Raw genomic sequence first — 18,325 nt, forward strand, 5'->3', positions numbered from 1 at the left:
GTCTATCAAAAAAATAAAGAAAAATATGATTTTTAGTGTTGACAAACACGAAAATTAGTGTTAATATTGTCTTAAGCTCAAATGAGCTTGATTTTAAAAACAAAAAACACGAAAAATCGTGTTAGAAAGGAAAGGTTATGCTGAATATTGATAAGGCACGCAAAGAAAAAGGTGTAGCAATTGTAGATATGGCTGATTTTTTGGGTGTAAGAGCTCAGACAGTAAGTGACAAAATTAGTGGCACTTACGACTTTAAGTTTACCGAAGCTCTTGCGTTACAACAAAAATTCTTCCCAGAATACGATTTAGGATATCTTTTCACTCAAGCAGTAGATACTGCTTAATTTAAAAAGTTAAAACACGAAAAATCGTGTTAGAAAGGAGAATGGAATGAACGAATTAGAAAGAACAGCCCTCAATGAGATATTGAGGACCGTGACATATATTGCAGAGAAGTTGGATGAACTAGATTCTAAGATTTCTTTGAACGATTCACAAGTTCTTGAGCATCAAGAAAATTGAGTTTCATTTCAAGGTAGTAGATAACACCATGAATATAATTTTTCAAGTCGGTGAGATTCTTGTCTGGATTTTTACGATAGTAATGTCCTTCGTCGTTTCCGATGTAGGTAGAAGCTAAGGCAAAAGTTTTAAGATCTTCATCTTCGATATAGTCTTCGATAACTTGCTTTAAAAGCATATTTGTTATTTTTTCTTTTTTATCAGGATTTGTAAGAATTGAAAAATCTTTGACGAAAAACTCTAAAGCTTTACGATAACCGATACCTGCAATAAGGTCAAGATGTTCTTGTTCTGCTTTGAGAGATTGAACGTAGATTTCCTTGCCGACTGGCGAAATCAATTCAAGATCATTGGAGATAGGTATGTCGCTAGGTAGCTGAGGCTTAACCTTTATGTGCGTCGTATCATAAGAACCGCCTCTGTCAAGTTCTCTAACAAACTCTTCAACCCAGTAATGATAACAACCTAAACAACGAAGCGTTACATAGATACTATCTGTCCCTGGCATTATTTCGTTATATCCTTGAGAAACTACTTGAGGGTTGGTAGGTTTTGAACAGTTTGGACAGATATTGTCTACAAATACCTCTTGTTTAAAATAAGAGTCTGTTTTCAATTCGATTCGCATATAAGATTTCTCCAATCGTTTTATTTTCATTATACCAAATTTAGAAAGGATTTAGAAAGTGAGCGAAAAAACATTATCAAATAAACTTAGTCAGATTGATCTGGAAATCAAACGATTTTTATCCGTTCCTTTAAAATTAAAAATTTTACGAGAATGTTTGTTGTACTTGTTCTTCAAAATGGCCAATGATACGACAGACATAACTGTAGAGAAGTCAACCGTGCATTCTAGTGATGGAATGGGCAAGATAGTCTATACAGTTACTGTATGTGACTAAATAAAAAGCACCTGACACGGAAAGATTTAAGGAGTAGGAAAATGACAGAAGACATCAGAGTTCACATGCCTTACGAGGTATTTAAAAACCTGCTTGTTAGAGCAGGCAGGATAAAGCGTGAAGAAGGCAAGCAGATAACTTGGACAAATTATACCGCTCCGTTTACAAAAGAGCAACGGAAGGAAATAGATGAACTTTACGAACAGTTCGCAGAAGATTGAAGGTGGAGTTTGTCATTGATATGTTTGTTAGCAATCAATAAACATTCATTAAGCCTATAAAAAATATATCTGGGTTCTTCGATTGTGTCTGGGTCATAGGACTGTTCTTCCAATTGCACATCCCAAATATAAAGTCCATCGGGGTGGGGATATCCAGCTTGATAACGTAGCGCATTTCTGAAATTGATGAATTTTTTTTGCTCTTCATCGCTATCTAAAAATAGATAGGTCTTATAAAAGATATCATCGAAGTTTGTGATGATATCTAAATCAATCGGAGGAGCATTGTCAAGTCTTGATTCTACGTATGAGACGGTTTTACCACTAATCGATGCAAAATTTTGAAAAGTTGAAATATATAAATCTCTATCCTGACTTAGTTGGGTATTTAAGAAATCAACCTTCTTTTCTTCGAGTTTGTTTTTATTTTCAATCTTTTTTTGCTGGTAAGCAAAACCGTGAATAATCAAATTCGTTAAAACAGTTGCACCAACAGAAATCAATGTTGTTGTAAATACTTCAGACATACAAATACCTCAGATAATATTTTTAAATCATTATATCACAAATAGAAAGGAGAACGGAATGAACGAACTAGGACTAATCATAGTAACAATCGTAAATGTAGTTTGCGCTGTCATAAATCTATTTTGCTTTATTAAAGACAGGATGGAATGATTTAGATTTAGAAAGATAATGAATTTGTCTGTTGGTCTTGACCTTGATAGTATGTGGAGGTTCGTTAAGGTAGTATGACAACTTTTCGAATGAGTATGGATTTAATTCTATTTCATCTTCAAATGGTGTAGAGTACCAATCTATGTTAAACAAGGTATGTGTACTACTAACCAAACCAAAAGGGTCTGATTTTATCTCAGGAAAAGCAGTAGCTGGATTAAATCCGTTGTCAAAAATTTCTTTTCCGTTTTTGTCAAACAGTTGGATATTCTTGATTACGACATTTGAGTTGGATTGGTTAGACAAAACAAAACTGTATTGATAACAGGAGTATTCGTTCATTCTCTTTTTACGGAATTTAGAAATACTCAATTTCACTCTATTGACTTTCAAAGAGTAAATCAAGCTAACAACACCAGTAATAGCACCAAGCCAAGCGGCAGAAATATTCAAAATATCAATCAAACTAAACATCCGAATTACCTCGTTTTTAATTTCATTATACCATAAACAGAAAGGAGGGAAAAATGAGACCAAGACGATATCCGTATAGTGGGAAAAGAAAAAAGCCTATCAATTTTCAGATAGACTCAGAAGAATTCAAGCGTCTTAGCTATGAAGCCATTCATGATACTTCAAGTATCGTATTTAGTGGCAGAAAGGTTACTATTAAAGGTCAATCCATTACTGGTGTATAAGTTCCGTCTGGTTCAAGACGGAGTGGTTTATTACAATCAACGTTGACTGTTCCATCTGGCAACATATCGTAATTGATTATCAATCCGTTAGGATAGAATGTTTCAACATATGTGTGTCCTGGACCTTTTTCGTGAACAACTTTAGTAACTTGTTCTTGAGGGATTCCAGTATTGATAGTCATCTCCATATCTTTTTCCTCCTTTTTATTGGAATTTTGACTAAAACGGTGAGAGGTCCTAGCCAAAATCATTATAGCAATTTAGGAGGATATTACATCAGTCTTGAGGCTGATATAGGAGGTTGAATGGAAGATAAAATCATCGAACTTGCTGATTACTTCATCAGCGAATCTACAACGTACAGAGAAGCTAAAATAGCGTGTGAGAAGCTATTTAGACAAGTCAGCCATGAGATAGAACTCAGGGCTATGGAAAGTAAAACAGTTTGACAACAACGCAAAAAAGCACCTAACAAAGTCAGGCGCTTACTAAAACAATTAAAACCATTATATCACAAAAATGCTTGCCCGCATAGTTGAGAGGATGTAGAAAATGGAAGGGATAACGTTACAATTACGATTGGACGGCGAAAGTGCTGAATTGTTCACGAATCAATTATTGGCCTTTGCTGAAAAGCAGGTCAAGGAGCAGTTAGAGAATGATCGTATGCCAATCAATCAACAGGCTTTGATGAAGAAGTTTGGCTTCACTCATGCCTATGTTAAGAAGTTAGAACGTAGAGGGTTAAGATTTCGTAAGCAAGGGAAAGATATTATGTATGATGTCAATGATGTTTATGAAATTTTGGAATTAGAGAAAGAAGTACGAAAATTAAGAGCATAAGGAGATAAAAATGTTTGAACCACCGATTTTAGACCAGCTGATGGGTGTTGGGGCCTTGCTGATTGGATTTGCAGGGGCTTGCCGTCATATCAAATTGCAGGAACAACGTAAGGAAGAAGAGAGACGAGAAGAGCAAGAATTTGCATCTATGATTATTCAAGGGTACAATCACGCATTCGAACGTGGTAGAGAGGATAAATGGCAAGAGATTCGCAAGAATATCCGTCGTCCATTTCCTGGCTTCACCTATGACAACGAACCGCCTGTAGGTTTACGACCAGAACCGTTGGCATTACCAGAACCACGGAGAGTACGATATGCAAATCGTATGGGATAGACAAGCGTGGGATTTATCCACTTGCAAGTGTAGAGAGAAGATGCGTGACTTAGAATGGCGCATATGCAACATGAAATCGATGATCTCAAGAAACAATTGCAACAGGAACAATCTTTGAGAAAGAGATTAGAAGCAGAAAAATTCCAACTGAAATTACAGAGGAAATGATGTACTTATGGAAGTGTACATGCGCAGATTGTGGACGTGAGTTTGATTGGTATGATAATTATCCACCTCTTGAATGTGTTAAGTGCGGGAGCGTGGAAATCAAAAATAAATTTAAAGGAAGGGCGTATGATTAAATGACTCAAGCGGAACGAATTAGGGAATATTACAAAGACCACCCTACTGCCTCATGTGATGAAGTGGCTGAGGTTGTCGGTACAACAAATAGTAATGTGAGGGCGAACTTGGCCAAAGACATCAAGGCAGGCAGATGCGTTCGCTTGGAAGATAAGTCATACGACTACTCGCCTTACTATAACCATACACAGGCACTCACTGAGTTGGTTGATTGGAAGAATGATACTAGACGTGAGTGGGTGGAAATGCTGACAAGAGCAGCAGAGAAAGAAACGGATAGCAACGTTATGCGTTTGCTAATCAAAGAAGCAAATAAACTAATGAAAGAGGTGACGAAGTAGATGGTTCGAAATAAATTGACAGATTTAACCAATACTCTTTTTGCCCAACTAGAAACATTGGATGATAGGGATCTTACTGCTGATGAATTAAAAGTGGAATTGCAGCGTTCAAAACAAATGGTCGCTATCTCAGGTCAAATCTTACAAGCAGGTCAATTGGCCTTGGATGCCGAGAAGTTCAAAGACAAGGTAGGTGAAGTCAATGCCCCGATCGCTTTGCTGGAAGGATGAGTACACAGAGTACATGAATGAAATTTGCCCTGGTCGATTAACTCCCGAAGTAACCAGGTTACTAAATGAGAAATTTGGGACGAATTACAACAAGACTCAAATCGGCGGTGTGCGTAAACGTCTTGGATTACCGGTTGGAAAAATCTATCAAGGTAAATTATTGACAAAAGAACAACACGATTACCTTGTATCGATCCAAAAAAATAAGATTTCTCGCGATGTCGCAAATGAAATGAACCGAAAATTCGGATTATCACTGACTGAGAAACAGATTAGGAATTATCGGAGAAGGAATAATCTACATAGTGGGTTGACAGGGAGGTTTGAGGAAGGTCAGACTCCTCACAATAAGGGGAAGAAATACCCCAATATGCCAAAAAACAGCGGGCAGTTCAAAAAAGGTAATCGACCTCCGAATTATGTACCTGTCGGAACTATCAACTACACAACAGACGGTTATCCAAAAGAAAAGATTGGAGAACCTAATCAATGGGTTTTGAAACATCGTAAAGTTTGGGAGGACCATCACGGGTCGATACCAAAAGGATACTCAATTGTTTTCCTGGACGGTGATAAAACAAACTATGATATTTCAAACCTGGCATGTTTATCTAAAAATGAAATCGCTAGAATGAATCAAAATCATTTATTCACATCCAATGCTGATTTGACTAAATCAGGTATTGGACTAACAAAACTTACAAACAAAATAAGAGAGGTAGAAAAAAATGGCTAGTTTATACGAACTAACAGGGATTTTTAAACAAATCAATGATATGGAAGGGCTGGACGAAGAAACAAAAGCTGATACCCTGGATTCGATTGATTGGACTGACCAGTTTGAGGAGAAAGTCGAAAATACGGTCAAGGTTATCAAAAATAAAGAAGCTGATAAGAAACAGCTCAAAGAAGAGATTGACCGTCTGACTGCACGATGCAAGTCGATTGATAATGACATCACACGGCTTAAAACTGGCTTGCAAGGTGCTTTTGAAATCACCGGACATGACAAGGTTAAGGGGTTGCTCTTTACTGTTTATTTAGCAAAAAATCAACCTTCAGTAGTTGTTGATGAGGATCTGCTGCCTAAAAAATATTTTGTGCAGAAACTAAGTCCAGATAAAGCAACTATCAAGGAATTACTAAAAGCTGGCAAGAATATTAAAGGTGCCACTTTGCAAGAAAGTAGAAGTTTGAGGATTAAATAATGGGTACTTTATTCGATCAAAAACCACGGGTAAATAATATAGATTTCCCAGGAGAACGGATTGTGTTGTATGCTCGCAATCTACGTGATGTGTATAGTTTTTTAACTTTTGAACAAGCTTTACAATGTATCGAACTAGATTTTAAAATCGACAATTATGATGTAAGAGATGAGCAAATGGAAGGGTTCGGACACTTACTGGAAAATCTTATCGAGGTAATAAATGACCAGAATATTAGCGATTGACCCAAGTAGCAATAAAATTGAAAGTTCAACAACAGGAATTGTCTTATTAGATAATGCGAGATTAGTCGATAGCTGGGTGGCTTCTTATGGTATGAGAGGTTTTGCTGATTGGTTTCACGAAGTTGGAACGAGCCTTGAGTTCGATGTAGTGATTGTTGAAGAATTTAGAGCAAGAGATAATGACAATTCAAAAGATAATAGCGTAGCAGAAACCATCGCTTATATTCAACTTTGTTATCCGGAAGCTATTCTTCAATTCAATGCAGGTTATAAGTCAGATATCCCAGATGATCTTTTGAAAATCTTAAGACTTTGGAAATTTGAAAAAAGTCATCATCAAGATATTCGAGCAGCAGCAAGACTAGGTCTATTCTATGCTTTGAGGAACGATGTGGAAGAAGTTATCCAAGATATCGGAAAGGTGGTGAGCGAGTATCACGATAAAGCTAAGAAAGTGGCAAGCTGAAGCGATTAAAAGAAGTGAACATTTATCTAATGGAATCTTTTTAGAGGCTCTTGGGGGCAGAGGTAAAACTATCTGTGCACTTGCTATTGCAAAACATAAAAAAGCTAAAAAAATCATCATCACAAACAATCGACTAGCTATTCTGAATGGTTGGATAGATGCAGTCAAGTTTATGAATTTTGATAAAGGTGTTGAGATTATCATCCAAACAGACAGGTATCTTCAAAATCTAATCAAAAAGGGGCATAAATTAGCCTGTGACGTGCTGATAATAGATGAGTGGCAGAATATGTCGAGTGATAAGCAGGTGGCCTTATATCGCAAAATAAAGCGAAAATACACGATAGGTCTTTCAGCGACGCCAATCCGAAAAAAAGGACAAAATTTCTATCCGCTTGAAAAAACGGTATTTAGTTGGGCAACCCCAAATAATAAATTTGACTGGCAAAAGACTCATGGGAAAATGGTCTATGATCCATTTAGTTATTCAAAAGAGAAGTGGGAAGACTTTAGAGATTATGAGAAATACATCTCAGATTTACCAAATTTCTTCCGCTGGGAAGAAATCGAAGAAATCGAAAATGCAGTTGAAAATAACGGATTTAAAACAAAGTTCTATCCCGTGACAGTTGAGCCAGGTAATCCCGAGAAACTTTCCGAGTTTAGAAAGTTAAATCTAGTAACAGTTGGAAATGATACGGCAATGGCCAAGCAATCATTTGGACGGTTGACTTTTGAACGCTACTTAAATCAAACAGGTGTAGAAATCGATTTTCCAAAAATAAAGCCAGTCAACGCCGATACGCCTCTGCTATTGAAATTAGATGGACTAATCGAACGAGCGCCACACGATATGCTGATTGTCAGCAAGTCTAAACAGATTGTAAATGTTATCCGAGAACGCCATCCAGATATTGGCATCTGGACAGGGGATATTCAAGACGGTCTTGATAATCAAGTGGTCGTTGCTACCAGTCAAGTTTTAGGTGTTGGAGTGGATGGCCTACAACACAAGTACCAAACTATTGTTGTTCTGGATCCTGTCGAAGAAGATTCTGGAGAGTATGATGACTATCGGCAATTGCTCTGGCGCATAACAGGAAGCCGTCAGCAACATGATGTAAATGTAATTGAATTTTATTATAAAGAAAGTTAAAAAGAGGAAAACAAAATGAATAAAAAAACTGAAATGATCGTATTTCGTAGCCGTAAAACCGGAGAATTTCTTGAATCTTACAAGGACCGTGGGAGCCTAGCCTTTCAAGCAGACTATTGCTGCATCACTCACTGTTTAAAAATCCCCCGTGAAAAATACGAGGGAAACAAAAAGACTTACAAGGCTCTCGCTGCAGCTTTTAACTGTGAAATTGTCGCAGTTGAAGCGGAATACAAATTGACCTATCCGAATGGCTCAGAAGTTGAACCTATCAAGCGTGACCGTTCATCAATTGAGGACATGATTAAGGCTATTATTGGAGGGCTTCTCTAATGGCATTTACACTTCCAGTAAATAAACCACGAGTTCCAGTGGATACTCCAAGAAATTTCTTTTTCTATGGAGCAACTATGAGCGGGAAATCTTACCTAGCTAACGAATTTCCCAATCCAATTATTTTGAACACGGATGGAAACGCTAGTGCAAATAGTGTTCCAGCAATCCAACTTGTTAACGAAAAGGACAAGAACGGTCATATCATAAAATCAGTGATTGAGCAGCTTAGTGAAATCTTACTGGCTCTTCAAACACAGAAACATACTTATGAAACAGTAGTAGTTGATGTTATTGACGATGTTATTGACATGATCAAAATTGCTGTATGTGGTGAATTTGATGTTAAGTCACTATCAGAAATCGGCTACGGTAAAGGTTATGATTATTTCAATCAAGCTTTGACAGAATTGGTTATTGATCTTAAAGCTCTGCCAATGAATGTTATCTACATCAGCCGTGAAATCACTGAATACAATGACGACGGAAAAGCAGTTAAGACTTTACCAAGTTTACGTGAAAAATATGTCAACCTCATCAATGGAAACTCAGACTTGATGATTCGGACTGAAAAACTTGGGAACAACTACAACCGAGAGGTTATCCGCAAACGTAAAACTTACAAATCTGACCAGATTGACGATAAAGCAATTTTGAAGATTTTGCAGACAATTGACGGTGCTGTTACTATGACAGCTACCAAATCAACAAAGAGCATAAAAAAAGAGGCACCTGAAAAAGTTGAAGTAGCTGCCGAAGATGATATTTTTTAAGAAATAGAGGAGAAAAAACATGAGTTTATATGATATTGCAAAACAATTAAAGGCTAACGGATATGATCCACGGAAAGACAAAGTTAACGGAAACCAGCATCTTCCCAGTGGTAAGTATCAGGTTATGTTAACAAGTGTTGAGGCCCGTATTGCTGATAGCAAATGGGAATCTATCAATTACGCCTTCGAAGTCCGTGATCCAGAAAATCCATTCAACGGTCGTACACAATTCATTGGCATGGGAACCCTTGTTGATTGGGTAAAAGACGGTAAGAATATGGACTTGACAAATATGGTTGAAACAACGGTCAAATTTTTCCAAAAAACTCTTGAACTAGCAGATGACAAAATGCGTGGTGCAGACCTTGAGGACAATAAGTCTATGGAAGAGGCTTTGAAGCGTAAAGCAGTCGGTACAAAATTTATCTTGATTATTGATGAATACACCAAACGTGACAAATCGACAGGTTACAATTATGATCTTGAAGAATATATTGGAAATAAAGTCGAAGCAACACCAGAAATTGATGATGATGACCTCCCTTTCTAAATAATAGTAAGTTTTGGGTCATTGATGAAACTGATGAAATATTAGGACCATTCAATACATTTGAAGACGCTTATCAATCGTTGTTATTTTATTTAAAAATGACTGAAGATGAATATCAATCAAATTATATGGCCCAAGAACTTGTTTATATTTACAAAGAGGAGAAGTAATCATGCCGTCAATGAAAGAATACGCATTGCAGTATCAAAAATTGGGATTTTCAGTAATACCCATCAATCCAAAGAATAAGATGCCTTTGATTGAATTTGCCGACAAGCCTGCCATGACTCCTGCCGAGATTGAAAACTTTTGGGACGGCTACCCTAATGCAAATATTGCCCTCAGAACCACAAACTTCTTTGTCATTGATATTGACAAGCACGGCAAGTCTAATGGCTTTGAGTCTTTGAAAAAATGGAAACATCTGGGTTTGATTGAACCAACGCTGCAAGCAAAAACGGCTAACAGTGGGAAACACCTCTTTTACTTCAAGCGAGAGGATACCCCTATCACGCAAATGATTAATTTCTTACCAGGTGTTGACATCAAAGCCCATGAAAACAATTATGTTTTGGTTGCTCCGTCAGCAACAGAAAAAGGGCAGTATGAGTGGGATCTGGAAAAGTCTAAGGAAGGGGGTACTATGGTTACTCCTTCAAAAGAATTAATCCAGGCTATAAAAAAACAGTATGGCGAAACTCATGGCTATAAGTATGATGGTAAGGATGGTCTTAGGGACTTAGCTAGACGTTCACATACTAGAGAACGAACACAGACTACAGATCTCTTTGAAACCATCTGCCTTGGCTTTGGTGGTGAGGGTGGGCGAAATGATAAACTAGCAAAATTCGTAGGTGGTCTATTATATAGAGCAGTTGATGATGAAGTAGTAATTCAACTTGCAAGACTGGCAAATACTAACAGTCGAAATCCTCTATCAGAAAAGGAAGTAATGCGTACTATTGAAAGTATGATTAAAAAGGATAGGAGGTGAGAGAAATCGGTGATGTAGTAAGTATAAATTCACAAGACAGAATGATCACAAATGCAAAAGGTGACATCAAAGCGAACAGCCCGATGAATGTACTTGTAGCGTTTAAAGCTGATGATCAACTAAGTATTTATTTAAAACACAATGATTTCTCCCAGGAACATGAACTCCTTAAAGATATCAAGATTGGCAACACTCTTTTTAAAAAAGGTGAGCTCCCTTCTAACTTTGATTCAGTCGTAAAAGTTTACTTTGAAAGTGTATTAGGTGTTGCTTTCTCAAACCAAGCGATGCTTGATGGCATGGAGACTTTCTTTTCAGAAAGATCATACAATCCAGTTGTTGAGTATATGGAGAGAGCAGCTAAAAAGTGGGACGGCAGAAACCGGATTGACCGCATGCTTCAAGTATATCTCGGCGCTGAAGATAACCCTTTAATTTCTAAAATTGCTCAAATGTGGCTAGTTGGTGCAGTTGCTAAGGTCTATGATCCCTACGTTAAATTTGATTATGTTCTGGATTTGGTTGGTGGCCAAGGAGTCGGGAAAACGTCCCTCCTTCAAAAGTTAGGTGGTGAGTGGTATACGGATGCCGTAACAGATTTCTCTAATAAAGATAATTACGACATCATGTTAAAAAGTCTAATTGTAAATGATGACGAAATGGTGGCCAGTAATCGGATGAGTTTTGCAGAAACCAAGGCCTTTATTTCTAAAACTAGCCTACGTTATCGTAAGCCATACATGAAGCGAACAGAAGAATTTGCCAAGAACTTCATCTTAGCCAGGACTACTAACCAAACAGAATACCTCAAGGACAAAACCGGTGAACGTCGATTTCTCCCGATTATGGTAGATAGCAAGCAACAAAAGAAACATCCAATGGAAATCGAGCCTGATACAATCGAACAAATTTGGGGCGAAGCTGTTACAATCTATCGCGCTGGTGCTGATTTGATGTTTGATGAAAATACAGAGGATGAATTGAATATCTACCGTGAACAGTTCATGTATCGTGATGAAGTTGAATTACAAGTGCTTGAATATCTTGATATGCCCGTCCCTGAAAATTGGCAAAACTGGTCTATTCAGCAACAACATCAATACACAAGTAAATATTTTGATAATAGTAGCGACTTTGAACCTGGTATCAAAAAACTAGATAAGGTCTCGACTCGTGAAATGATGTACAACTTATTTATGAGAAATTCAAATGATAGGAAACTTTCGACAAAGATAAACATGATCATGGATAATCATCCTGATTGGAAAAAAAGTGTTTTCCGGGCAGGTGGTAAAAGCACAAAAGGGTTCGTAAGAGTGAAAGATTCGGAAAAATCTAATCGGTAGCAATTAAAAATTTATCGGTAGTCATCGGTAGCAGTTGAGGGGTAGATCTGTAGCATTCTACCGATAAAACTAGACATCGGTAGCATATCGGTAGCAGTCTAACCCCTTGATATTACTGGCTTTTATTTAATATTTATATATAATGCTACTCTTCTACCTATATTTTTAAAAAAAGTATATAAAATAATAGTAATAATAGAGAAAGCCCATAAAATAAGGATTCTTGAAAAAAACTTTTTACTTTTTAGATTTTATCGGTAGCACGGTAGCAGTTTGAAAAAAAGAGGTAAAAATGACATACACAGTAACACTATATTTTGACAACATGGTAGATGAAACCCACTTTTTCAAAAAAGAGGGTGAAGCTGCCAAATGCAAGGCTCAGCTCGAGAGCAAGTATCGAGGTGATCGAATGTATAAAGTAAAGATGGAGGAGGTGGAGTAAATGACAAATATTAGATTACAAAATCCATATATGGATGAAACTATCAAGGTGAGAGAAGAATACAAACAAATTCTCAAAATGCTAGAATGGCTCGAACGAGGCAACATAGATTGTCTCCAACTAATTCAAATTGAACCAGAAGAAAGAATGATTACTATCAACCCTAAACACTTTGCAAAAGTTGATTTTTACGAAGTAGAGGAGGTGGGTGATGGTACAAACGCTTGAAGAAGGAATGAAGAATCAAAATAAACGCATAAAAATCCCTGCGAAAATCAGACCGTTCGATGTAGGTTATCGAGTAGTAAACAAACACGGTCAAGCGCTCGCTTTAAGAAATGGAGCAAGTATATTCGCTTTACCCTCACTGGCCGAAAAAGCGATAAAGAAAGAGTTTAGTAAAGATGACCCAGACTTTGACATTGAAAAACATTCAGTTGAAGAGGTTGCTGTTGTTAATTTAAGTAAATTTCATAGTTATTTTGAGGAGGTTGAGTGATGGAAGAAGTTATTATGGCTACGTTGCCTAACAAAGAATTGAACAGATTGATAAAAATTGAATTGACGGTCCAAACAATGATTGACCGTGGACTTATTGACGAAGAGCAGTTTAATAAAATTATGGATGAAGAAGAGTAAGGAGGTCACAGATTGAAACGATTCATAACAGTATGTATCCTTGTCTCTGCTGGATTAAACATCTGGCAGATGGACAGGATTCGAGATTTGGAAGAGAAGAAGCCGATGGTTATCTACAAGGTAGATAACGCAGGCGCTGAGATATTCGGTAAAGTCGTTGAGAAAGGACGACATGGGAAGTTGTATACTGTGACTATCAGAGATTACGGAATTTTTGTAGTCACAAGAGAGCAATACGATAAAGTGAAAGTTGGGGATGAGGTGATGTTATGACACCAGTTAGGAGAAAAATCGGTATGGCAAATCATAGTAGAAAAGGTTTGAAAATGAAAAAGCGTGTTCTTATACCATCAGAAGAGTTGAAAGTCTTTCTAAACGAAGGTAAGTCAATAAATTGGATTGCATCATATTATGGGTGTGATTGGTCTACTGTTAGAGCGAGAATCTACGAAAACCCAGAGCTTAATAATTTGTAAAACAAAAAAGCCAAGACACTCTCTGTCTCAGCTATAATTAACACAATATTATTATATCACAAAGGAGACAGAGAATGAATAAGGCTAAAGAGCTATTGAAAGAATTACAAGACCTTGACATGGACATCCAAAGCCATATAGATGAAATCAATGAGCTTGAGGCAGGTTTGCTCTCAAGTCCTAAGTGGGCCGATGTCAAAGTCCAAGGTGGCCAGACCAGAAAAGTTGATGATGTCTATACTCAGCTTATCGTGATGAAAGAGACTATAGAGCAGGATACTAAAGAGGTTATCGACAGAAAGCTTGAACTAGGTAGAATGATCAACAGGCTTAAAAATCCAAAGAGCAGGTCTATTCTCAGGATGACTTACATTACTAAGATGTATGTTGATGATATTTGTGACAAAATGGAAATCAGCAGAACAACTTTCTACACTTGGCGGAATATGGCTATCTCTGAACTGAATGAGGTTTTGGAGAGAATGGAACTAAATTGAACTTTACAAAACCGTACTGGAACAAATGATACTTGTTAGCACAGTTCTGATAATCTGTTAGAATGGTAGTATCAAGAATTGAAAAGAGAGGTCTCAGAATTGGTAGATGGTTACCTGAAATCAGGGTGTCGTAAAGGGCATTGAGGGTTCGAGTCCCTCCCTGTCATTTGAGTGTTTGTGTCCCAGAATGGGGTAGGCAGTAGGCTTAGCATTCATATATCACTCATTAACTTAAAAATGGTTGCAGAAGCGACCGAACCTCGCATGGTTGCGTAGCTACTTATATCCCGGGTAAGTTATAAGCTAGAGGGTTTGATTCCCTCAGAGGTTGTAATGACTACAAAAAATAAAAAAAGGAAAACTTTCAAATTGATTACTAATTAACACGCAAGGTAGTAGTCGTCTTGCAGGAAAGGTCGCACATCGTGTGGCTTTTTATTTTGTCGAAAGGTGGTGATGGAAAATTGAGTGGATTGAGAATAAAACAAAAGAGATTCGCAGATGAGTACATCATCTCAGGTAATGCGACGGAAGCTTATAAGAAAGCAGGTTATAGTGTTTCTAGCGATAGGGTGGCAGGTGTCGAAGGACATAAATTACTAAAGAATCCTAAGATTAAAAGCTATATAGATGAACGACTGAAGCAGCTTGATTCTGAGAAAATTGCAGATCAGCAAGAAGTCCTTAGTTATCTAACATCAGTAATGCGAGGAGAGACGCAAGAACAGACCTTGATAAGCATAGGAGAGTTAGGTCAAACGATTACGGATATTGATGTCGGAGCAAAAGATAGAATCAAGGCAGCTGAACTCTTAGGAAAACGTCATAGGCTTTGGACAGACAAGGTAGAGGCAGACGTTTCTGGAACGGTGGTGTTTGCAAATGAGTCAGACATACCAGATTAAACAAAGTGATATTGTCATCGACCTACCTAAGACAGTAGGAGCAGGGTACGGACAGTTCTGGCGTTCAAGAAATCTTTATCGTGTAGTCAAAGGGTCTCGTGGTTCGAAGAAGTCCAAGACAACTGCTTTGAACTATGTTACCCGTATATTGAAATACCCGTGGGCTAACTTGCTTGTCATTCGTAGATACTCAAATACAAATAAGCAATCAACTTATACGGACTTTAAGTGGGCAGCTAACCAACTAAAAGTCGCTCATAAGTTTAAATTCAATGAGTCCCTGCCTGAGATAACTATAAAAGCGACTGGCCAAAAGATTCTGTTCCGTGGTTTGGATGATGAACTCAAAATCACATCTATTACAGTTGACGTTGGTAGTCTTTGTTGGGCTTGGTTTAACATATCAGACCAAGTAAAACCTCTTGAATTCATGGGAACCCCTAACGTAAAGACGAGGGCAATCATGAGCGAAGTTTAATTGATATTTTTAGTCGGAAATGGTATAATTAGGTTATCAAATAAAAAGAGATAAGAAGGTTATATCATGGAATGGAAAGATGTAAAAGGCTATGAAGGTTTATATCAAGTAAGCGACCAAGGAGATGTAAAATCTTTAAGGAAGCAATCTGGAACGTGTTATAGAAAAGAACGTATCCTATCTAAGAACCGTCTTACTAAAGATGGTTATAATCAAGTAAGATTAGCAAAAGACGGGGTGCAAAAAGATTTTCGAGTAAATCGTTTGATAGCACAAGCCTTTATACCTAATCCAGAAAACAAACCGACAGTAAATCACAAAAACGGAAACAAATTAGATAATCGTGTTGAAAATCTAGAATGGATGACACGAGAAGAAAATATGCAACACGCCTATGATAATGGATTAAAAAAACCTACACGAGGTCCTTTTAATGCACAGGCTAAGTTATCCGAAAGTGATGTTAGATATATAAGAAAACACTACAAGCGACAAGATAAAACGTTTGGGACTGTAGGTCTTGCTAAAAAGTTCGGGACCACACCTAGAGTTATCGGTCTTATCGTTCGAGGTTTATCTTATAAGAATGTTGATTAAAAACGTGCAACGACTATCGAAACAAAGAAAAGGCGTCTTTAAGATGTCTTTTTTAATGGAGTAGAGTAGGGTTCAAGTGAACCCGAAGCGGGAGGTACTCTTTGTAAAAGAGTAATGATATAGTCTGAACTCTATAGAAATATAGAGAGAATATATGGAAACGATATATTCGTAACAAATTGTGAAGAAGCGTACCAAATTGAAACTGAAGACAAGTTCAGTACGGTAGTTGAGTCTATCCGTGGTAGTTTAGACGTACCTGATTTCTTTAAACAAATCACGGTCACATTTAACCCGTGGAACGAGAGGCACTGGCTCAAACGTGTATTCTTTGATGAAGAGACGAGACGAGCTGACACATTCGCTACTACAACCACTTATAAATGCAATGAGTGGCTTGATGAAGTCGATATCAAACGCTATGAGGATTTGTATCATACGAACCCCAGACGTGCGAGAATCGTCTGTGATGGCGAATGGGGAGTTGCTGAAGGTTTAATATACGAGAATGTAACTGTCAAGGATTTCGATAAGGATGAATTACTACAAGATTCAGCTAATAAATTATGTATCGGTCTTGACTTCGGTTTTACTCACGATCCAACTGCTTTGTGTTGCTCGTTGATAAATGATACGACGAAAGAGATTTATGTCTTTGATGAGGCGTATAAAGTCGGGTTGATAACCAAAGAAGTTGCGAAAATGATAAAAGACAAAGGTTATCAACGCTCACAAATCATTGCCGATAGTGCTGAATTACGACTGATTGAGGAACTAAGGTCAGAACACGGTATAACTAGAATTAAAGAGAGTCGTAAAGGTAAGGATAGTATTATGGCAGGCGTGTCAAAGTTACAAGGATACGCTATTTATGTGCATCCGGATTGTAAAAACATCATGGATGAATTTTATAGCTATTGTTATCAGCAAGACAAAGAAGGAAACTGGTTGAATAAACCAGAAGATAAAAACAACCACTTGATGGATGCTTTGCGTTATAGCCTTCAATGTATCGAAGGTGGGAAAGCAATCGTCCGCAGGCGGTCAGATTTTGGTCTATAGAGAGGAAAGACATGTACCAATATTTAACCTATCCAAGAGATGGATATGATGAGGGTTCTTTGAAGAAAGACCTGATTTATAAATTGATAACGAAGCATAGCACTGAAGGCTCACGTTTGAAGAAACTTAAAAGCTACTACATGGGCGAGCATGCTATCTTAAACCACAAGAGACGCAACGAGAACGCACCTAATTATAAGACGGTAGCCAATCATGCCAAGGATATTGCAGACACGGCTACAGGCTATTTCATGGGCAATCCTATCAAGTACAATAACACTGCTGAAGGTGATATTGATGAACTACTTATAGCATTTGACGGTGCTGAGATTGACCAAGTAGATGCTCAGAATGCTTTGAACATGGCTATTTATGGTCGTGCTTATGAGTACATCTACGCTAAAGAGGGATTAACTGAATTGGACTCAACTAGTATTGATCCAGAAAATACCTTCATGGTCTACGATGATAGCATTGAGCGGAAGCCCTTGTTTGCGGTCTACTACTATCAAGTCAAGGACGATACGAAAGATACTACTAAGTATCAAGCAGAGGTCTTTACAGAGAATCTGCATTATCACATGGTGCTGAGAAGTACAGATTCAGGAACGACTCAGAACGAGCAAGTAGAGCCTCATAACCTTGGCCAAATCCCAATTATTGAGTATCGCAACAATCACTTTGCAATCGGCGACTACGAGCAACAGATGAGCTTGATTGACGCTTATAATTCCTTGATGGGTAACCGTGTCAATGATAAGGAGCAGGCAGTAGAATCTATTCTTGTTTTGTATGGAACACAGTTAGCAGACACACCAGAGGACGCTGAGGTAGCGATGAAGATTCTTTCTGAAGAAGGTCTTTTGGAATTGCCAGGAGATAGTGCAAGAGCTGAGTTCTTGAAGAATACGTTAGATGAAAGTGCTACTGAAATCTTGCGCACAGCTCTGAAAGAGGATATCTATACATTCAGCCATGTGCCTAACTTGACTGACGAGAACTTCGCAGGGAATACATCAGGGGTAAAATAGTTGCCCTCCTCAAAGGTAACTTTGAGGTAATAAATCGGGTTAAAA

The 18,325-nt window shown here is 37.7% G+C and carries 31 protein-coding genes and 3 pseudogenes; 30 read left to right on the plus strand and 4 right to left on the minus strand.

Annotated features, from left to right (window positions below):
- Nucleotides 1-137: 137 nt before the first annotated feature.
- Nucleotides 138-344, plus strand: coding sequence for a helix-turn-helix domain-containing protein (locus ADH54_RS08760; RefSeq protein WP_049524811.1), 207 nt, complete (start codon nucleotides 138-140; stop codon nucleotides 342-344).
- Nucleotides 345-472: 128 nt separating this feature from the next.
- Here the strand turns inward: ADH54_RS08760 and ADH54_RS08765 are convergent, their stop codons facing one another.
- A complete protein-coding gene (locus tag ADH54_RS08765) occupies nucleotides 473-1,150 on the minus strand; it encodes a DUF4145 domain-containing protein (protein ID WP_049524812.1) in 678 nt (225 codons plus the stop codon).
- A 318-nt stretch (nucleotides 1,151-1,468) separates the two neighbouring features.
- On the opposite strand from ADH54_RS08765, the gene ADH54_RS08770 reads away from it, so the two are divergent.
- Nucleotides 1,469-1,648 carry a hypothetical protein gene (locus ADH54_RS08770; RefSeq protein ID WP_049524813.1) on the plus strand — a complete coding sequence of 60 codons (180 nt, stop codon included), beginning with the start codon at nucleotides 1,469-1,471 and terminating at the stop codon, nucleotides 1,646-1,648.
- On the opposite strand, the gene ADH54_RS08775 is transcribed toward ADH54_RS08770, so the two are convergent.
- Together ADH54_RS08775 and ADH54_RS08780 are read right to left on the minus strand one after the other, a co-directional pair.
- The gene (locus tag ADH54_RS08775; RefSeq protein ID WP_049524814.1) at nucleotides 1,624-2,175 is read right to left on the minus strand and encodes a hypothetical protein; all 552 of its coding nucleotides are present in this window, start codon (nucleotides 2,173-2,175) and stop codon (nucleotides 1,624-1,626) included. The genes ADH54_RS08770 and ADH54_RS08775 overlap by 25 nt on opposite strands.
- A gap of 118 nt (nucleotides 2,176-2,293) precedes the next feature.
- Entirely contained in the window at nucleotides 2,294-2,800 is a 507-nt protein-coding gene (locus tag ADH54_RS08780) for a hypothetical protein (RefSeq protein WP_049524815.1), read from the minus strand.
- Between the two features lie 53 nt (nucleotides 2,801-2,853).
- On the opposite strand from ADH54_RS08780, the gene ADH54_RS12215 reads away from it, so the two are divergent.
- A complete protein-coding gene (locus ADH54_RS12215) occupies nucleotides 2,854-3,024 on the plus strand; it encodes a hypothetical protein (RefSeq protein WP_193389695.1) in 171 nt (56 codons plus the stop codon).
- Here ADH54_RS12215 and ADH54_RS08790 read toward each other — a convergent pair.
- Nucleotides 3,003-3,212 (minus strand): hypothetical protein, encoded by a 210-nt coding sequence (locus tag ADH54_RS08790; protein WP_049524817.1) that lies wholly within the window; start codon nucleotides 3,210-3,212, stop codon nucleotides 3,003-3,005. The genes ADH54_RS12215 and ADH54_RS08790 overlap by 22 nt on opposite strands.
- A gap of 117 nt (nucleotides 3,213-3,329) precedes the next feature.
- Between ADH54_RS08790 and ADH54_RS12220 the strand changes: the two genes are divergently transcribed.
- The 27 genes and pseudogenes from ADH54_RS12220 to ADH54_RS08910 form a co-directional block, all read left to right on the plus strand.
- Nucleotides 3,330-3,473, plus strand: a complete 144-nt coding sequence (locus ADH54_RS12220) for a hypothetical protein (protein WP_167747524.1) — start codon at nucleotides 3,330-3,332, stop codon at nucleotides 3,471-3,473.
- Nucleotides 3,474-3,576: 103 nt separating this feature from the next.
- Nucleotides 3,577-3,867 (plus strand): hypothetical protein, encoded by a 291-nt coding sequence (locus tag ADH54_RS08795; RefSeq protein ID WP_049524818.1) that lies wholly within the window; start codon nucleotides 3,577-3,579, stop codon nucleotides 3,865-3,867.
- 10 nt (nucleotides 3,868-3,877) lie between these two features.
- Complete coding sequence (locus ADH54_RS08800; RefSeq protein ID WP_049524819.1) at nucleotides 3,878-4,204, plus strand: hypothetical protein; 327 nt, start codon at nucleotides 3,878-3,880, stop codon at nucleotides 4,202-4,204.
- Nucleotides 4,205-4,506: 302 nt separating this feature from the next.
- Nucleotides 4,507-4,848, plus strand: a complete 342-nt coding sequence (locus ADH54_RS08805) for a hypothetical protein (RefSeq protein ID WP_049524820.1) — start codon at nucleotides 4,507-4,509, stop codon at nucleotides 4,846-4,848.
- A complete protein-coding gene (locus ADH54_RS08810; protein ID WP_049524821.1) occupies nucleotides 4,849-5,079 on the plus strand; it encodes a hypothetical protein in 231 nt (76 codons plus the stop codon).
- Nucleotides 5,080-5,092: 13 nt separating this feature from the next.
- Nucleotides 5,093-5,815 carry an HNH endonuclease signature motif containing protein gene (locus ADH54_RS08815; protein ID WP_049524822.1) on the plus strand — a complete coding sequence of 241 codons (723 nt, stop codon included), beginning with the start codon at nucleotides 5,093-5,095 and terminating at the stop codon, nucleotides 5,813-5,815.
- Complete coding sequence (locus ADH54_RS08820) at nucleotides 5,808-6,287, plus strand: siphovirus Gp157 family protein (RefSeq protein WP_049524823.1); 480 nt, start codon at nucleotides 5,808-5,810, stop codon at nucleotides 6,285-6,287. Before ADH54_RS08815 ends, ADH54_RS08820 begins: the two co-directional genes overlap by 8 nt.
- Nucleotides 6,287-6,532 (plus strand): hypothetical protein, encoded by a 246-nt coding sequence (locus ADH54_RS08825; RefSeq protein WP_049524824.1) that lies wholly within the window; start codon nucleotides 6,287-6,289, stop codon nucleotides 6,530-6,532. The genes ADH54_RS08820 and ADH54_RS08825 overlap by 1 nt, the downstream gene beginning before the upstream one ends.
- Nucleotides 6,510-6,998: a hypothetical protein gene (locus ADH54_RS08830; RefSeq protein WP_049524825.1), complete on the plus strand. Its 489-nt coding sequence runs from the start codon at nucleotides 6,510-6,512 to the stop codon at nucleotides 6,996-6,998. Before ADH54_RS08825 ends, ADH54_RS08830 begins: the two co-directional genes overlap by 23 nt.
- Complete coding sequence (locus ADH54_RS08835; protein WP_049524826.1) at nucleotides 6,967-8,154, plus strand: DEAD/DEAH box helicase family protein; 1,188 nt, start codon at nucleotides 6,967-6,969, stop codon at nucleotides 8,152-8,154. The genes ADH54_RS08830 and ADH54_RS08835 overlap by 32 nt, the downstream gene beginning before the upstream one ends.
- A gap of 15 nt (nucleotides 8,155-8,169) precedes the next feature.
- Nucleotides 8,170-8,487: a hypothetical protein gene (locus ADH54_RS08840; RefSeq protein WP_049524827.1), complete on the plus strand. Its 318-nt coding sequence runs from the start codon at nucleotides 8,170-8,172 to the stop codon at nucleotides 8,485-8,487.
- Complete coding sequence (locus ADH54_RS08845; protein ID WP_049524828.1) at nucleotides 8,487-9,260, plus strand: AAA family ATPase; 774 nt, start codon at nucleotides 8,487-8,489, stop codon at nucleotides 9,258-9,260. Before ADH54_RS08840 ends, ADH54_RS08845 begins: the two co-directional genes overlap by 1 nt.
- Before the next feature lie 19 nt (nucleotides 9,261-9,279).
- Nucleotides 9,280-9,810: a hypothetical protein gene (locus ADH54_RS08850; RefSeq protein WP_049524829.1), complete on the plus strand. Its 531-nt coding sequence runs from the start codon at nucleotides 9,280-9,282 to the stop codon at nucleotides 9,808-9,810.
- A 172-nt stretch (nucleotides 9,811-9,982) separates the two neighbouring features.
- A complete protein-coding gene (locus tag ADH54_RS08855) occupies nucleotides 9,983-10,804 on the plus strand; it encodes a bifunctional DNA primase/polymerase (RefSeq protein WP_049524830.1) in 822 nt (273 codons plus the stop codon).
- Nucleotides 10,805-10,845: 41 nt separating this feature from the next.
- A complete protein-coding gene (locus ADH54_RS08860; RefSeq protein WP_049524849.1) occupies nucleotides 10,846-12,150 on the plus strand; it encodes a VapE domain-containing protein in 1,305 nt (434 codons plus the stop codon).
- A gap of 292 nt (nucleotides 12,151-12,442) precedes the next feature.
- Entirely contained in the window at nucleotides 12,443-12,595 is a 153-nt protein-coding gene (locus ADH54_RS12225) for a DUF7204 family protein (RefSeq protein WP_193389696.1), read from the plus strand.
- Nucleotides 12,596-12,823 (plus strand): hypothetical protein, encoded by a 228-nt coding sequence (locus tag ADH54_RS08865; protein ID WP_204373466.1) that lies wholly within the window; start codon nucleotides 12,596-12,598, stop codon nucleotides 12,821-12,823. It abuts the gene before it with no gap.
- Nucleotides 12,807-13,094 (plus strand): hypothetical protein, encoded by a 288-nt coding sequence (locus ADH54_RS08870; protein ID WP_049524831.1) that lies wholly within the window; start codon nucleotides 12,807-12,809, stop codon nucleotides 13,092-13,094. The genes ADH54_RS08865 and ADH54_RS08870 overlap by 17 nt, the downstream gene beginning before the upstream one ends.
- Complete coding sequence (locus tag ADH54_RS12230; protein ID WP_193389697.1) at nucleotides 13,094-13,234, plus strand: hypothetical protein; 141 nt, start codon at nucleotides 13,094-13,096, stop codon at nucleotides 13,232-13,234. The genes ADH54_RS08870 and ADH54_RS12230 overlap by 1 nt, the downstream gene beginning before the upstream one ends.
- Before the next feature lie 12 nt (nucleotides 13,235-13,246).
- Nucleotides 13,247-13,507 carry a DUF1372 family protein gene (locus ADH54_RS08875; protein WP_049524832.1) on the plus strand — a complete coding sequence of 87 codons (261 nt, stop codon included), beginning with the start codon at nucleotides 13,247-13,249 and terminating at the stop codon, nucleotides 13,505-13,507.
- Between the two features lie 23 nt (nucleotides 13,508-13,530).
- Complete coding sequence (locus ADH54_RS08880) at nucleotides 13,531-13,710, plus strand: hypothetical protein (RefSeq protein ID WP_152904046.1); 180 nt, start codon at nucleotides 13,531-13,533, stop codon at nucleotides 13,708-13,710.
- 74 nt (nucleotides 13,711-13,784) lie between these two features.
- Nucleotides 13,785-14,207 (plus strand): DUF1492 domain-containing protein, encoded by a 423-nt coding sequence (locus tag ADH54_RS08885; RefSeq protein WP_049524834.1) that lies wholly within the window; start codon nucleotides 13,785-13,787, stop codon nucleotides 14,205-14,207.
- A gap of 464 nt (nucleotides 14,208-14,671) precedes the next feature.
- Nucleotides 14,672-15,112: a terminase small subunit gene (locus ADH54_RS08890; RefSeq protein WP_049524851.1), complete on the plus strand. Its 441-nt coding sequence runs from the start codon at nucleotides 14,672-14,674 to the stop codon at nucleotides 15,110-15,112.
- Nucleotides 15,090-15,530: pseudogene (locus ADH54_RS08895) on the plus strand (phage terminase large subunit); the annotation flags it as partial. The gene ADH54_RS08890 and the pseudogene ADH54_RS08895, both read left to right, overlap by 23 nt.
- Nucleotides 15,531-15,656: 126 nt before the next feature.
- On the plus strand, nucleotides 15,657-16,187 hold the full coding sequence (locus ADH54_RS08900; protein WP_053092328.1) for an NUMOD4 motif-containing HNH endonuclease: 531 nt from the start codon (nucleotides 15,657-15,659) through the stop codon (nucleotides 16,185-16,187).
- 183 nt (nucleotides 16,188-16,370) lie between these two features.
- Nucleotides 16,371-17,249: pseudogene (locus ADH54_RS08905) on the plus strand (PBSX family phage terminase large subunit); the annotation flags it as partial.
- An 11-nt stretch (nucleotides 17,250-17,260) separates the two neighbouring features.
- Nucleotides 17,261-18,274: pseudogene (locus ADH54_RS08910) on the plus strand (phage portal protein); the annotation flags it as partial.
- Nucleotides 18,275-18,325: the final 51 nt, after the last annotated feature.

Origin of the sequence: Streptococcus pseudopneumoniae, assembly GCF_001072315.1 — a bacterium.
Classification (GTDB): Bacteria; Bacillota; Bacilli; order Lactobacillales; family Streptococcaceae; genus Streptococcus; species Streptococcus pseudopneumoniae_R.

What these genes read in the sequence shown, in the direction of transcription:
- ADH54_RS08775 (WP_049524814.1), bottom strand. Translation starts at nt 2,175, where the DNA reads ATGTCTGAAGTATTTACAACAACATTGATTTCTGTTGGTGCAACTGTT.
- ADH54_RS08820 (WP_049524823.1), top strand. Translation starts at nt 5,808, where the DNA reads ATGGCTAGTTTATACGAACTAACAGGGATTTTTAAACAAATCAATGAT.
- ADH54_RS08840 (WP_049524827.1), top strand. Translation starts at nt 8,170, where the DNA reads ATGAATAAAAAAACTGAAATGATCGTATTTCGTAGCCGTAAAACCGGA.
- ADH54_RS08790 (WP_049524817.1), bottom strand. Translation starts at nt 3,212, where the DNA reads ATGGAGATGACTATCAATACTGGAATCCCTCAAGAACAAGTTACTAAA.
- ADH54_RS12215 (WP_193389695.1), top strand. Translation starts at nt 2,854, where the DNA reads ATGAGACCAAGACGATATCCGTATAGTGGGAAAAGAAAAAAGCCTATC.
- ADH54_RS12225 (WP_193389696.1), top strand. Translation starts at nt 12,443, where the DNA reads ATGACATACACAGTAACACTATATTTTGACAACATGGTAGATGAAACC.
- ADH54_RS08855 (WP_049524830.1), top strand. Translation starts at nt 9,983, where the DNA reads ATGCCGTCAATGAAAGAATACGCATTGCAGTATCAAAAATTGGGATTT.
- ADH54_RS12220 (WP_167747524.1), top strand. Translation starts at nt 3,330, where the DNA reads ATGGAAGATAAAATCATCGAACTTGCTGATTACTTCATCAGCGAATCT.
- ADH54_RS08845 (WP_049524828.1), top strand. Translation starts at nt 8,487, where the DNA reads ATGGCATTTACACTTCCAGTAAATAAACCACGAGTTCCAGTGGATACT.
- ADH54_RS08770 (WP_049524813.1), top strand. Translation starts at nt 1,469, where the DNA reads ATGACAGAAGACATCAGAGTTCACATGCCTTACGAGGTATTTAAAAAC.
- ADH54_RS08885 (WP_049524834.1), top strand. Translation starts at nt 13,785, where the DNA reads ATGAATAAGGCTAAAGAGCTATTGAAAGAATTACAAGACCTTGACATG.
- ADH54_RS08815 (WP_049524822.1), top strand. Translation starts at nt 5,093, where the DNA reads ATGAATGAAATTTGCCCTGGTCGATTAACTCCCGAAGTAACCAGGTTA.
- ADH54_RS08800 (WP_049524819.1), top strand. Translation starts at nt 3,878, where the DNA reads ATGTTTGAACCACCGATTTTAGACCAGCTGATGGGTGTTGGGGCCTTG.
- ADH54_RS08850 (WP_049524829.1), top strand. Translation starts at nt 9,280, where the DNA reads ATGAGTTTATATGATATTGCAAAACAATTAAAGGCTAACGGATATGAT.
- ADH54_RS08870 (WP_049524831.1), top strand. Translation starts at nt 12,807, where the DNA reads ATGGTACAAACGCTTGAAGAAGGAATGAAGAATCAAAATAAACGCATA.
- ADH54_RS08830 (WP_049524825.1), top strand. Translation starts at nt 6,510, where the DNA reads ATGACCAGAATATTAGCGATTGACCCAAGTAGCAATAAAATTGAAAGT.
- ADH54_RS08880 (WP_152904046.1), top strand. Translation starts at nt 13,531, where the DNA reads ATGGCAAATCATAGTAGAAAAGGTTTGAAAATGAAAAAGCGTGTTCTT.
- ADH54_RS08780 (WP_049524815.1), bottom strand. Translation starts at nt 2,800, where the DNA reads ATGTTTAGTTTGATTGATATTTTGAATATTTCTGCCGCTTGGCTTGGT.
- ADH54_RS08795 (WP_049524818.1), top strand. Translation starts at nt 3,577, where the DNA reads ATGGAAGGGATAACGTTACAATTACGATTGGACGGCGAAAGTGCTGAA.
- ADH54_RS12230 (WP_193389697.1), top strand. Translation starts at nt 13,094, where the DNA reads ATGGAAGAAGTTATTATGGCTACGTTGCCTAACAAAGAATTGAACAGA.
- ADH54_RS08825 (WP_049524824.1), top strand. Translation starts at nt 6,287, where the DNA reads ATGGGTACTTTATTCGATCAAAAACCACGGGTAAATAATATAGATTTC.
- ADH54_RS08860 (WP_049524849.1), top strand. Translation starts at nt 10,846, where the DNA reads ATGATCACAAATGCAAAAGGTGACATCAAAGCGAACAGCCCGATGAAT.
- ADH54_RS08810 (WP_049524821.1), top strand. Translation starts at nt 4,849, where the DNA reads ATGGTTCGAAATAAATTGACAGATTTAACCAATACTCTTTTTGCCCAA.
- ADH54_RS08805 (WP_049524820.1), top strand. Translation starts at nt 4,507, where the DNA reads ATGACTCAAGCGGAACGAATTAGGGAATATTACAAAGACCACCCTACT.
- ADH54_RS08900 (WP_053092328.1), top strand. Translation starts at nt 15,657, where the DNA reads ATGGAATGGAAAGATGTAAAAGGCTATGAAGGTTTATATCAAGTAAGC.
- ADH54_RS08760 (WP_049524811.1), top strand. Translation starts at nt 138, where the DNA reads ATGCTGAATATTGATAAGGCACGCAAAGAAAAAGGTGTAGCAATTGTA.
- ADH54_RS08865 (WP_204373466.1), top strand. Translation starts at nt 12,596, where the DNA reads ATGACAAATATTAGATTACAAAATCCATATATGGATGAAACTATCAAG.
- ADH54_RS08765 (WP_049524812.1), bottom strand. Translation starts at nt 1,150, where the DNA reads ATGCGAATCGAATTGAAAACAGACTCTTATTTTAAACAAGAGGTATTT.